Source organism: Zavarzinella formosa DSM 19928 (genome assembly GCF_000255705.1).
Classification (GTDB): Bacteria; Planctomycetota; Planctomycetia; order Gemmatales; family Gemmataceae; genus Zavarzinella; species Zavarzinella formosa.
In genome coordinates, this window is record NZ_JH636442.1 from 236,114 (window position 1) to 247,839 (window position 11,726).

Genomic DNA, 11,726 nt, shown 5'->3' on the forward strand with positions numbered 1-11,726 from the left:
AAAATGACGGCCGACGACTTCTTCCGTGTCATACCCGGTGATCCGCTTGGCTCCCAAGTTCCAACTGACGACGTTGCCATCCGGATCAAGCATGTAGATGGCATAATCTTTCACGCCCTCGACGAGCAACCGGAACCGCTCCTCGCTGTCTCGCAACGCCTGTTCGGCCCGCTTCCGACGGGTGATGTCCTGGATTTGCGCCAACAAGTAGAGCGGCTGGCTGTCGTTGTCGCGCACGAGCGACACCGTCAGCAGTGTCTGGACCACATTGCCCTGTTTGTGGAAATATCGCTTCTCCAGTTGGTATGTTTTAATGGCGCCATCAAGAACTTGTCGCACCAAACTCAGGTCGGTGTCGAGGTCGGCGGGGTGGGTGAAGGCCTGAAAATTTTGCGATAGCAACTCCCCGGCCGAGCGGCCGACCAGTTCGCATAGCGATTGGTTCACCTGAAGCCACCGGCCGTCCGGAGCGACGAGGGCCATTCCGATGGGGGCATGGTCAAAGGCGCTTCGGAATCGTTCTTCCTGTTCTCGCAGGGCCTCCTCGGCCCGCCGACGTTCGGAGATGTCCTGTACCAGACCGACCATTCGCAACGCTTTTCCGGCGGAGTCGTAGGTCGCCCGGCCGACATTTGACAGCCACTTGGTTTTTCCGGCGGACGTGACGATTCGGAACTCGGCGGCATACGGTTGGCGGGTGGCGAGCGAAGTCTCGACCGCGGCCCATACCCGGCCGACATCATGCGGATGGATCACCTCGGCGAAAGACTTCCGGGTTCCGCTGAACGAAGCGCCCGCCAGGATGGTTTGGCACTCCGGGGACCAGTAGATCGACCCCGACCGGATGTCCCACTCCCATACCCCCATGTGCGAGGCGGCGAGGGCCATTTCCAAGCGGGCTTGGTTTTCCTGAAGCGCTTCTTCAACCTGCTTTCTCGCGGTAATCACCTGAGTGAAGAAGATCAACCCGCCAATCTCCCCGCCCGACTTGCGCCACGGACGGGCCTCCCACTGGAGCCAATCCAACTCGCCGCTGGCGCGGGGAAACGGATCCTCCGCGCATGCTTCAACGGTCCCCCGCAGAACCCGTTGATGGGCTTCCTTCCAACGCTCCGGGATGTCCGGGAAGACTTCGTAATGCGACTTTCCGATGATGTCCTGTTCTTGAAGGTGGTAATCCTTTTGCCAGCGGTCGCTGATTCGCAGGTAACGCATTTCGGTGTCGAACATGGCGATCGCGGCCGGGGCATGGGTGACAAACTGGCTTAGCAACGCCTCGTTCGCCGCCAGCGCCTCCGTCCGTTCCGCCACTCGCCGTTCGAGGGTGGCGTTCAGTTCCCGCAACTGCTCCTCGGCCATTTTCCGATTGTGGATGTCGGCCAGAGTGCCGACCCATTCCTCCAGAATGCCGTCCGGGTCGCAGAGGGCGACCCCTTGGACGGCGAAGTGGCGATACTCCCCGGAGCGGATGCGGATGCGGTATTCCGTGTCGTAAATCATTCGAGTGTTCATGGCGGCGGCCCAAGTTTCCCGCACCCGCTCCCGGTCGTCGGGATGGACGGCGTCCAGAAACCCCCAGCCGGACGCCTCGCTGGCAAACTGTCCGGTCAGTTCCATCCACCAGACCATCGCCCCGCTCTCGGAGTCCCGGCTCGTCCAGACCACCTGCGGGGTGGCTTGGATCAACGCCCGATATCTTCGCTCGCTTCTTCGCAGTTGTTCCTCGGCTTGCATGTGATTGCCGTCCGACCGTCGAACCTGCGAGGCGGCCCAAAACAACACGACCGTAAAGAGGGTGATGTTCGAGATGGCGAACAGAGCCGCGCCGAACTCCGTGCCATACCATCCGGCTCGCTGCCCGGCCAACCGCAGCCCGCCGATCAGGACCGGAATGACCACGGCGACGGGAAACACGCGCCGGATCAACGCCCCGCCCACGCCTCCGTCAGCCAACAGTCCGACCCATGCCCGGTCCGCCGACGCCGCCATGAGTCCGGCCGAGAGAATCAGAAACAGTATCGCCGTGTGCATCGCCACCGAGGAAAACGGGGTGATGGCGTGCGATGAATTAGCCCCGAACAGATAGCTCAAACAACAGAGAGAGGAAATGAACAGGGCGAACGAAGCAAGGATCTGCCTTGCCAGAAAAGAACGGTTGGCGTGATGCAGGGCCAGTGTCGATCCGATGAGGCCAAAGACAATCACCGTGGAGGGAGCCATCCGTCCGGGGGATGGATTGGCGGGTGTCGCTGGTAATTCGCGGAACAAAAGCTGGTCAACGCCGAGGTCGATGAAAAAGGCGTATTGGGCCGCCGTCAGCAAGACGACGAAGACAACGAGGAGGGCCAGCGCCAACCCCGCGCCGCGCATCTGATTTCCCGCCGCCCACATCGAAAGGCCAGCCAGAACGAACAAGACGGCGCTGTTCGCCTTCATGGCAGTGCGGCCGGGCATGACGCTTTTCAGAATGGTGATGTCCGCGAACCAGCCAAACAAAACCAGCAAGCCGGCCACGATGGCGACACCACCGCAACCCGTGAGGAGGCGGTGTCTCACGCGTTCAGAACGGGCGAACCCGACAGACATGACAGTCCCTTCGGATCGGACTCGGAATTTGGAATCACCAAAAGACCAAACTCGTCGCTCGTTCAAGAGAACCGCGAGAAGTGGTCGTCAGTGATCGGTGTCAAAAGGCTCTCTCTCCTTTATACCACTGTCTCGTTAAAACACGATTTGAAGCCGCGTAACAAACGAGTTCTGATGATCTCGCAATCCGCCCGGGCCGGCGCCGCCGAGACGGATGGCGTCTCCGAAGCGGGCGTATTCCCAGTTGAACTGAACCCGGACGAATTTGTTCAGATACCAGTTGAAGCCCGACGTCATTTCCGTGGCCGCCCGGCTGGTGGTGGCCCGGTTGATGAGCCGGGTAAAAGCGGCCGGGTTGTCATCATCGCCGAATTCCAAATGGGAAACGCGGCCCACCAATTCCCAAGCCCCCGGACCAAGCAACCCGTCGCGCGGGTTGAAGGGACGCAGCGGATCAATGTTCTGGCTCATCGAGGTGCGGTTTTCGCCCGTCACCAGCAGCGTGGTCATCACGAAGAAGCCGTTGGCCTTCACCTCTGACAATGGTTCGATCCCCTTTTTGTCGGCGGCCGGGCGCATGTCCCGCGATTCATGGTAATACTGCGAGGTCAGGCTGAATGGCCCGTTGAGGTACACCAATTCCGGGCTGAGCCGCCAGCGCACGCCATCCGGTCTGGCCCCGGTGGCGTAGCGGAACCACGCCACATTTGCGGGCGTCCGGTAGATCGTCGGGGCGAGGGGGCTGGTGTCGTTGCCCCAAGTGCCGCCGAGGCCGAGTTGCAATCCGTCAAGCAATCCTTCTGATTCGCTTTGCTTGAACGGCCGAATCGCCACGCGGGCCGACATTTCCTTGTTGCGGTCTGAGTCTTGGTCGCCGTTTTGGACACCGTTGTAGACAGTCACGCCGTAATCAAGCCGGTCGTCGAACAACTTCTGCCCGTGGACCATCAAGCCGACGTCACGCTGCGGGCCGAGTTGGTCGATCAACGACCGCTCGACCGTCGGCACGAAGCGGTCCTGAATCAACTGCTCGAAACTGAAGGCTTGTTTGAACTTGCCAACTTCAAATTGCAAGGCGTCCCAGTAATGAATGTTGAAATACGAGTCAACGATGCGCGGCGTTCCCTGCCCGAAATCAGGGAGCAGGCGGAACTCGTAATATTTGAGGACAGTGGCTTCGATCCCCAAACGCGCCCGGCGGACGAGGAAGCTCGGGACGTCTGTAGTATCGTTGTGGTCCAGGTAATCCCGGTAATCAGATTGAATCTGCCCGGTGATTCGCAGTTTGAAATCATCGTTCGGAGAACGGAGGATAAAGCCGTTATCCCATCCTGCGAGGATTGGCGTCTTGGCCTTCGGTTCTTCCGGCAAATTGATCGCCGACAACACGGAAGGATCAACAGGCTTGTCATCGGCCAGGGCCGATTTGGCTTGTTCTAACCTCCGAACCGTCTCCTCCAGTTCTTGAATCCGTGTTTCCAACGGCTTTCCAAGGGGTGTGCCCTCTTGAGCCAATGCCTCGGGACACGCAAAGCGTCCGAAGAACAGGGCGAGGGCGAGCGAGAAGCAACAGACGATGGAAGAGAGAGACGAGCACATGCCGGATTAATCGGCACAGTCGGCAATCTTTCTCCAGAATAACTTGACAAAGTCGGCTTGGATTAAAGGGAATGACTTCCGACGAATGGTATTTCACGGCAAATGCGAGAGATGGAACGAGAGGAGGCCGGAACATGTCCGGCCTCCTCTCGTTCCATCTCTCGCATTTCAACTCAAGGCGCTTCTTGCAGCTCATTTCTCACGGAGTAAACGCCCGGCGTCAACCGGACCATTCCCTCGACCAGCCGGATCTCTTTGGGATCGCTGACCGCGCCGGTGAGGACCACCGTGTTCCCCTCGACTGACACCAAAATCCGGCTTGGATTGCGAATTGATGTCGAGCGATCAAGCATTTGTCGCAACTCGGATCGCAGTTCGTTGAACTCGACGGGCCGGGTCGGGAAATCAAGAGTCGTCGAGTATTGAATCCGGGAGGTGCTGTTCTGCGAACCCGTGCCTGAACCACCGGAAACGGAGGCCGTCCCGCCCAACCGTCCGCTGCCGCCGGTGACCCCGCCGGTCGTTCCGGTGGTTCGCGTGTTGGTGGTGTTTGGCAGCGTGGCCTGGCCGAAGCCGCCTCCCGCCGAGATGCTGAGGTTGGTGCTGCCGGGTCGGCCCGGATATAACGGGTTGCCGTAGGTCGCGGCCAGAAAGTTCGTGCTACTCACGGCCGTGGATGAGATGGATCGTCCGCCGGCCCCGGTTCGGGTGGCGCCGGTGGAACCGGTGCTTCCGCCCAAACTTCCTCCCCCGGTGCCGAGGCTGGTGCCCCCGCCAAGGCTGCCGCCGGAACTGCCGCCGAATCCCCCGGTGCCGCCGTTTCCTCCCAAACCACCGCCGCCGCCGCCGGTTTGTTGGGCATGAACGTTCGCGCCAACGCCCAAGGCGACGACCGCCGCCAGAAGCCATAACCGCATCATGGGAACCTCCTGATTACATTCAACCGGTCAGCCGTCGGCCGGTCACGATCAATTCCTAGTATAACAGGGCGTTCAAAAGCCCGCACTCTCCGAATGTATCGGATTCTCTGTCTCTCATGATTTAACCGGTTTGCCGGAAAGGTTCGCTTATGCGTGCGACAGGCGTGGTGGTGGTGGGAACCGGATTCATCGGCCCGGTGCATGTGGAGGCCCTCAGAAGGCTTGGCCGCAATATTCTGGGGGTGTTGGGTTCCACGCCGGAAAAGAGCCGGGCCGCGCGGGAAGCGATGAATCTGCCCAAAGCCTACTCCACCTATGAGGAAGTATTGGCGGACCCGAATGTTGCCGTGGTGCATCTCACCTCGCCGAACCGTCATCACTACGAACAGTGCAAACAGGCCATCGCCGCCGGAAAGCATGTCGTTTGCGAGAAGCCGCTGGCGATGACCTCCGTCGAGACCGCCAGTCTGGTGCGACTCGCGGTGGCGGCCTCGGTGGTGACTGCCGTTAACTATAATGTGCGTTACTACCCGGTGTGTCTGGAGGCCCGCGAACGCCGGATCGCCGGGCGGCTTGGGCCGATTTACCATGTGACCGGTTCATACATGCAAGACTGGTTGCTGCACGACACCGATTTCAACTGGCGGGTGCTGGCGGCCGAGGGGGGCGAACTGCGGGCAATGGCCGACATCGGCACCCACTGGCTGGACCTCATCCAGTTCATCACCGGGTTGGAAGTCGAATCGCTTTGCGCGGACCTTGCCACGATTCATCCGATTCGCAAATCCGTGCAGGGAAGCGTGGAAACTTTCCAAGCGGTCGATCAGAACCGGCCGTTCAAGGGAATCCCGGTGGACACGGAAGACTATGGCTCCGTGCTGTTGCGGTTCGTCGGCGGGACGCGGGGGGCGGTGACCGTTTCACAAGTGACAGCGGGTCGGAAGAATTGCATCCGCTTTGACATCGCCGCCAGCCAATGCGGTCTGGCTTGGAATAGCGAAGAACCGAACACCCTACAGATCGGCCGCCGGGACAATCCCAACGAGGAATTGGCCCGCGATCCCGCCTTGCTCTCCCCGACAGTTCGACCATTCGCCAATTATCCGGGGGGGCATGCCGAGGGCTTTCCGGACTCATTCAAACAATTGTTCCGGGCGGTGTACGAGGCCATCGACACGGGAAAATCGATGATTCCCTATCCGACATTTGCGGATGGCGATCGCGAAGTGCGTTTGTGCGAGGCCATTTTGAAAAGCCATCGCGAGCAACGCTGGGTTCGCGTGGAGTAAAAAGGCGCCAGCCACAAAGACGCAAAGGTCACACAAAGTTTCACCAAGAAGACCGAAGAGAAAATCTCTCCGGGGGTTCTTGGCGAGGCTTTGTGTGACCTTTGAGGCGGGCCTTTTACTTTACATGCCGAGATCTTTTTTCATCGTGGAATACCAGTCGCTGAACCAGCCGGTTTTGACCTTGTTCAAGCCGGTGTCTTCCATCACCGTGATAATCATTTTCTTGATCTCGCGGTCGTTCTTTTTGCCCAAGGCAGACTTCCGCACGTTTTGGAAAATCAGGTCAAACTCTTTTTGATCGACCTTCCCGTCGTTCCCGGCGGCCGTTTCCACTTGGTCCTTGATCGTCTTCAGGAGAGTGCTTTCAAGGACATAGCCCTGATGCTCGCAAACTTGTTGGAGGGCGCTCCGCGCCGAGTCGATGCTGATGCCTTGTTGGATGGCGACTTGCAGGATTTCCCGTTCTTCGTTCTTGTCCACATACTTGTCGTCGTAAGCTCGCAGCTTGATCTCATCGACGAACCGCTTCTTGATTTCTTCCAGCGCCATTTTTCGACTCCCGTGTTGGTTGACCGATGGAGAGTGTTTCGATCAAGCGTGTCCCGGATTTGGCCCGCCTGCCGCTCCCCGGCCGGATTTTCACTTTTTGAGCTTATCACCCCGGTGCGGGGTGTGCAATTGCCGAGTGAGAATCACTCGGGAAGTTCACTCGGTGAAATTCCAATATCCACGATGCTGCACGCGGTGACGAGGTTCAATCCCAGTTGTTGGCCCAACGCCAGAATTTCCGGGGAGACGGTGCCGGGATTCAGCCAGACTTCGCCAACCTCCCGCCTGGCCAGTTCGGGCAGCACGCCCAAGCCAACGGAAGGCGACAGATACACGCTCACACGATCCAGCCGGCCGGGAGGCACGTCGGCGATGGTGCGATAGGCGGGAAGCCCCTCGACCTCGGCATCCTTGGGATTGACCGGATAAACAGTGTAATGGCGGGACAGGTAGGCGCGAACGCACTTGTTCCCAAACTTGCGACGGTCGGAACTGGCCCCGAGAACGGCGATTGTCGGCATGGAGGAAACCGGAGGCAATGAGAGAGGGACACCGACGGGGAGATGACGTCGGGGGGAGGGTTTTGGGGAACCAGCGGTCGTTTCAGACCTTGGCGTCCCCGCCGTTCACGATCAACGGCGCCTGTTCGGGCAGCCGACCGTGAATCGCTTCGTAGATTTCGGAGCGATGCACCGGCACGTCCTTCGGGGCCACAATCCCCAGACGAACCTTGTCGCCTCGAATCTCGACAATTGTGATCACGATGTCGTTTGCAATCACAATACTTTCGTTTTTCTTTCTGGACAGGACTAGCATGACTGGTTATCCTTCTTGGGAATCGCCGGAATCAATGGGAGAGGTCGATCCGGTTTTGAGTTCCCTAGTTGCCTATCTCCGTGGTGGTTAGCCACGCCTCTCGTTTCGGGTTCCGTCCGTGTATGTGAAAAACCGGTTGTCACCGGCTGTCAATATATTGGCATGCCAAACCGCCCACCCATCCACGCTAAACAGAAATTTTTCGCCAGTCAAGGCGTTGCCGCACAAATTTCCCATTTTCACACATTTTGTTCTCAAAAATCGGAAGTTGAAGACCGAAGTTGTGCTGAGACATGAATTTCCGGGGATTACACAGTTACGGATTGAATACGAAGAGAGATGAAAACCAAAGCCGTTTTTAGCCAAGGATCGAACACGGATTCGGACAAAAGGCAGAAATAAAAGACGGGACAAGACAAATGAAGATGGGTTTAACTTGTCCCGTCCTTCATCTCATTTTGGTTTTCATCATGACTTGTTTTTGTCCGAATCCGCAGCTCAATGATCGTTTTCTGGCTTGAACCAGGCGGGGAGCGTTCGGGTGAGGAATGTGGGGGAAGTTTCCGTCAGCCGGATTTCGTCGTTGGGTTCAAGGATTAGATTGGTTTGCGGATCGCCGGAGCGGATGGCCGTCAGATCGACCAGGAAATTTTCCTCCGGGCGGCCCGTCGCCGTGTTACGCCGAATCACTCGCACTTCCGCGAGATTTTGATGATTGGACAATCCGGCCCGGTTGAGCGCGTCGGTCACTCGTTCCGTCCCGGCATACGGCAACGTGGACGGCGTCTCCCCGCCGGGGCCGAACACGTGAACCACCCGGCTGCGATGCTGGGACACCCGACAGATCACCTGCCCCTCCGGCACCCCGGCTTGGGCCGCGATCTTTTGAGTGATCTCGGCGATTGTCTTGCCATCCGCAAACACGTTCCCCAATTTCCCGAGTTCCACATTGCCATCCGGCATGACGAGGAACCGGCCGGTGCTGTCCGGCCGTTCGGGCACGCTGACTTCCAGAATGTCCGGGAAGGCTACCCGGTAATCGGGGGCTGTGATCGGGGCGATGAACGGCGACACCGGCAACGACTCGCGAGGCCGCGGCGACTGGCAGCCAACGGGCACGAGACAGGCGACAACCAATGTCCAATGAAGACGGAGCCGGAGAACGCGCCCTCGAGGCGACTTTCCGGATGCGGAGCGGGGACGAACCCACGGTGATGGGGAACTGTCATCCATCGGAACAATCATCGGCAAAAATAACCCGCTTCGTTGAACCTCCCCAAAATTTCATCCCCCTGTTGATGGGTGATCGGATAATCTGGGAAAGTCGGGGATCGATCCACGGGAGCAACCTCATGAATGAAGCAGCCAGTCAGGAGGCAGATGACCGTTTTCCCTCCGGCAAATGGGTGGGATTCTTTCTGGACAGCCGCATTCCGGGCAAACACCAGATGGAATTGAGCCTCACTTTTGTCAACGGCAAAATGACCGGCGAAGGGCGTGACCGTGTCGGCGAGTTCGTCGTCACCGGCGGTTACGACACCCGAAACGGCGAATGCCTCTTTTCCAAACAATACTTGAACGCCCACCGGATCGCTTATCGCGGCTTCAACGAAGGCAAGGGAATCTGGGGCACTTGGGAATTGCGATGGGGCTTCATGACATTCAAAGGCGGCTTCCACATTTGGCCCGAAGGCATGGGCGACCCGACCAACCACACCTTGAAGGAAGAGATCGACCTGCCGCTGATGCCGGATGTCAACGAGGATGCGCGTGAGAGGGAATTGGCGCCGGCTTTGGATGAAAGACACTAACCACAAAGGCACAAAGGTCACACAAATTTTCACAAAGAAGACCGACAAGGCTTTCCTTGCTTCAACTTCTTCGTGAAACTTTGTGTGACCTTTGTGCCTTTGTGGTTAGCGCCTTTGTCTGCCCCAACAGGATCACCCCATGCGGTTTGCCGAGGCATTTCCCCTGACCCCGTCGGCCAACGAAATCCGGCGGGGTGTTCTCTCCATTCCCCGGCCGGATATCAGACAAGTCACGCTGGCGGGTGAATCATCGCTCACCGTGATGGCTGACAACTCCATTGCTTCCGGCCCGGATGTTCTGGCGTGGATGCAAGCCGCCAACTTGAAGGCGGGCGAAGCGGTGGTCGTCCGGCATGTCGCCCCGGAGCATTGCCGGGTGTCTCCGGATTGGAGGCCATTTCAGTTCATCGACTTGTTCGCGGGCATCGGCGGCATCCGGTTGGGGTTGGAGGCGGTCGGCGGCCGATGCGTGTTTTCCTCCGAATGGGATACGGACGCGCAGGATACTTACGAAACCAACTTTGGCGAACGGCCCCACGGCGACATCACGGCGATTGCGGCCGAGGCCATTCCGGAACACGATATCTTGGCCGGCGGCTTCCCGTGCCAGCCCTTTAGCGTCATCGGCAAACGGGCTGGTTTCGGAGACACCCGAGGCACCCTCTTTTTCGAGATCGAACGCATTCTCGCCCATCACCGGCCAACGGCGGTGTTGCTGGAAAATGTGAAGCAATTCCGCACTCACGACGGCGGCCGAACCTGTCAAACGGTGCTTGCCAGCCTCCGCAACTTGGGATATCACCCGCATGTCACGGTGCTAAACGCCCTCGATTTCGGCGTGGCCCAAACCCGGCAGCGCACCTTCATCGTGGCGTTCCGCGAGCCGATTCCCTTTACTTTCCCAACGCCCGAACCGTGGCGGCCCAATCTCGCCGACATTCTCGACCCGGAGGCTGACGCCGACCCCCGCCTCGCCGCCTCGGCCCCCATCCGTCAGAAACGCCTGGAACGCCTGCGAGAACAGGGCCGCGAACCAGTTTACCCAACCATCTGGCACGAAAACAAAGGGGGCCACATCGGCATGCACCCCTACTCGTGCGCCCTTCGGCATCACGCCTCGCACAATTATTTGCTGGTGAACGGAAACCGGCGGTTGGGCGGCCGGGAAATGCTTCGTCTCCAAGGCTTCCCCGAATCGTACCGCCTCGCGGCCAACCCACGGGTGATGCGCTCGCAAGCCGGCAACTCCGTCGCCGTCCCGGTGATCGCGGCTATCGCCGCCGAGATGTGCGGAAGCCTGCGATTGAAAAATCAATCGTTCACCGAATTGAAGAACCGAGTGAGACCAGAAAATTAGAATTGCCCGTCGACTTGATATGTGATTCTCGAACGGTGATTTTTGTAGTTTTCATTGACATTTGGCAAATCCGCGAAAAGGATGCCTCGGGTGCCGCAACGCATAAGATTGCGCTATCTTGAAAATTTTGTGGCTGGCATTTGAGGGGTTCAATAATGAGGACACTCGCCCTGATGGCGATGATGATCGCAATGACCGGATGCGGAAAAAAGGAGGTTGGTACGCCGTCAGTTTCGTCGCCACCTCCGGCCCAGACGTTCACCAAAGGATGGCGTGAGTTTTCTTCCCCATTTCACGGTTTTAAGGCGAGTTTTCCTTGGGATAATCCAATTCCGCGCCCGTTTAACTTCGACCTCAAGTCGGAAGCGGTCCATAAGGCTGAAGACTTTAACACAAGCTATTATGATGTTAACAAACAAACCCATACCCATTTCTTTGGCATCACTATCGCAGTGTTGAAGAAAGACGATTCAAAGAAATCCAAAGACGAGGCCGTTGGCGAATTCTTTAAGACCGCCCATTTTGCGCGAGGCATGAAGGTTTCGGAACCGAAAGAAGTCATTTGGGGAGGACAGCCTGCCAAGGAAATCATTTGTGAGGCAGAAGATCCATCCAAAGCTAAATTTCAGCGATTGATCATCAGGCAACTGTCCACGGAGGCGTTCGCTTTTGTGGGCTTGGTAGGGGATCAGGGTGATCTGACTCCCGCAGAAATCAAACGTTTCTTTGACAGTTTTCAACTGCTGGCAGATGCGGATTCAAACAATCCGAAGGTTCGGAAGTAACTGACGCTAACCTC

11 protein-coding genes are annotated in these 11,726 nt (G+C 58.2%); 4 read left to right on the forward strand and 7 right to left on the reverse strand.

All coding sequences use genetic code 11. From position 1 onward, the window contains the following. From BGIM_RS51790 to BGIM_RS0122190, 3 genes are all read right to left on the reverse strand, one after another. Positions 1-2,586 (reverse strand): PAS domain S-box protein (locus BGIM_RS51790; RefSeq protein ID WP_193789008.1); only part of this gene is annotated, 2,586 nt, incomplete at its 3' end. 135 nt (positions 2,587-2,721) lie between these two features. Further along, on the reverse strand, positions 2,722-4,185 hold the full coding sequence (locus BGIM_RS0122185; protein WP_020471927.1) for an OprO/OprP family phosphate-selective porin: 1,464 nt from the start codon (positions 4,183-4,185) through the stop codon (positions 2,722-2,724). A gap of 173 nt (positions 4,186-4,358) precedes the next feature. Next, the gene (locus tag BGIM_RS0122190; RefSeq protein ID WP_029630276.1) at positions 4,359-5,105 is read right to left on the reverse strand and encodes a BON domain-containing protein; all 747 of its coding nucleotides are present in this window, start codon (positions 5,103-5,105) and stop codon (positions 4,359-4,361) included. 149 nt (positions 5,106-5,254) lie between these two features. On the opposite strand from BGIM_RS0122190, the gene BGIM_RS0122195 reads away from it, so the two are divergent. Continuing rightward, on the forward strand, positions 5,255-6,394 hold the full coding sequence (locus BGIM_RS0122195) for a Gfo/Idh/MocA family protein (protein WP_020471928.1): 1,140 nt from the start codon (positions 5,255-5,257) through the stop codon (positions 6,392-6,394). A gap of 120 nt (positions 6,395-6,514) precedes the next feature. Here the strand turns inward: BGIM_RS0122195 and BGIM_RS0122200 are convergent, their stop codons facing one another. From BGIM_RS0122200 to BGIM_RS0122220, 4 genes are all read right to left on the reverse strand, one after another. Continuing rightward, positions 6,515-6,943, reverse strand: coding sequence for a hypothetical protein (locus BGIM_RS0122200; RefSeq protein WP_020471929.1), 429 nt, complete (start codon positions 6,941-6,943; stop codon positions 6,515-6,517). Between the two features lie 143 nt (positions 6,944-7,086). Next, positions 7,087-7,464: a CoA-binding protein gene (locus BGIM_RS0122205; RefSeq protein WP_020471930.1), complete on the reverse strand. Its 378-nt coding sequence runs from the start codon at positions 7,462-7,464 to the stop codon at positions 7,087-7,089. Between the two features lie 82 nt (positions 7,465-7,546). Then, a complete protein-coding gene (csrA, locus tag BGIM_RS0122210) occupies positions 7,547-7,759 on the reverse strand; it encodes a carbon storage regulator CsrA (RefSeq protein ID WP_020471931.1) in 213 nt (70 codons plus the stop codon). Positions 7,760-8,257: 498 nt separating this feature from the next. Beyond that, positions 8,258-8,833: a polysaccharide biosynthesis/export family protein gene (locus BGIM_RS0122220; protein WP_020471933.1), complete on the reverse strand. Its 576-nt coding sequence runs from the start codon at positions 8,831-8,833 to the stop codon at positions 8,258-8,260. 278 nt (positions 8,834-9,111) lie between these two features. On the opposite strand from BGIM_RS0122220, the gene BGIM_RS0122225 reads away from it, so the two are divergent. From BGIM_RS0122225 to BGIM_RS0122240, 3 genes are all read left to right on the forward strand, one after another. Further along, positions 9,112-9,570 carry a hypothetical protein gene (locus tag BGIM_RS0122225; RefSeq protein ID WP_084760007.1) on the forward strand — a complete coding sequence of 153 codons (459 nt, stop codon included), beginning with the start codon at positions 9,112-9,114 and terminating at the stop codon, positions 9,568-9,570. A gap of 139 nt (positions 9,571-9,709) precedes the next feature. Then, positions 9,710-10,927 (forward strand): DNA cytosine methyltransferase, encoded by a 1,218-nt coding sequence (locus tag BGIM_RS0122230; protein WP_020471935.1) that lies wholly within the window; start codon positions 9,710-9,712, stop codon positions 10,925-10,927. A 155-nt stretch (positions 10,928-11,082) separates the two neighbouring features. Further along, a complete protein-coding gene (locus tag BGIM_RS0122240; RefSeq protein ID WP_020471937.1) occupies positions 11,083-11,712 on the forward strand; it encodes a hypothetical protein in 630 nt (209 codons plus the stop codon). Positions 11,713-11,726: the final 14 nt, after the last annotated feature.

What these genes read in the sequence shown, in the direction of transcription:
- BGIM_RS0122185 (WP_020471927.1), bottom strand. Translation starts at nt 4,185, where the DNA reads ATGTGCTCGTCTCTCTCTTCCATCGTCTGTTGCTTCTCGCTCGCCCTC.
- BGIM_RS0122190 (WP_029630276.1), bottom strand. Translation starts at nt 5,105, where the DNA reads ATGATGCGGTTATGGCTTCTGGCGGCGGTCGTCGCCTTGGGCGTTGGC.
- BGIM_RS0122195 (WP_020471928.1), top strand. Translation starts at nt 5,255, where the DNA reads ATGCGTGCGACAGGCGTGGTGGTGGTGGGAACCGGATTCATCGGCCCG.
- BGIM_RS0122200 (WP_020471929.1), bottom strand. Translation starts at nt 6,943, where the DNA reads ATGGCGCTGGAAGAAATCAAGAAGCGGTTCGTCGATGAGATCAAGCTG.
- BGIM_RS0122205 (WP_020471930.1), bottom strand. Translation starts at nt 7,464, where the DNA reads ATGCCGACAATCGCCGTTCTCGGGGCCAGTTCCGACCGTCGCAAGTTT.
- csrA (WP_020471931.1), bottom strand. Translation starts at nt 7,759, where the DNA reads ATGCTAGTCCTGTCCAGAAAGAAAAACGAAAGTATTGTGATTGCAAAC.
- BGIM_RS0122225 (WP_084760007.1), top strand. Translation starts at nt 9,112, where the DNA reads ATGAATGAAGCAGCCAGTCAGGAGGCAGATGACCGTTTTCCCTCCGGC.
- BGIM_RS0122230 (WP_020471935.1), top strand. Translation starts at nt 9,710, where the DNA reads ATGCGGTTTGCCGAGGCATTTCCCCTGACCCCGTCGGCCAACGAAATC.
- BGIM_RS0122240 (WP_020471937.1), top strand. Translation starts at nt 11,083, where the DNA reads ATGAGGACACTCGCCCTGATGGCGATGATGATCGCAATGACCGGATGC.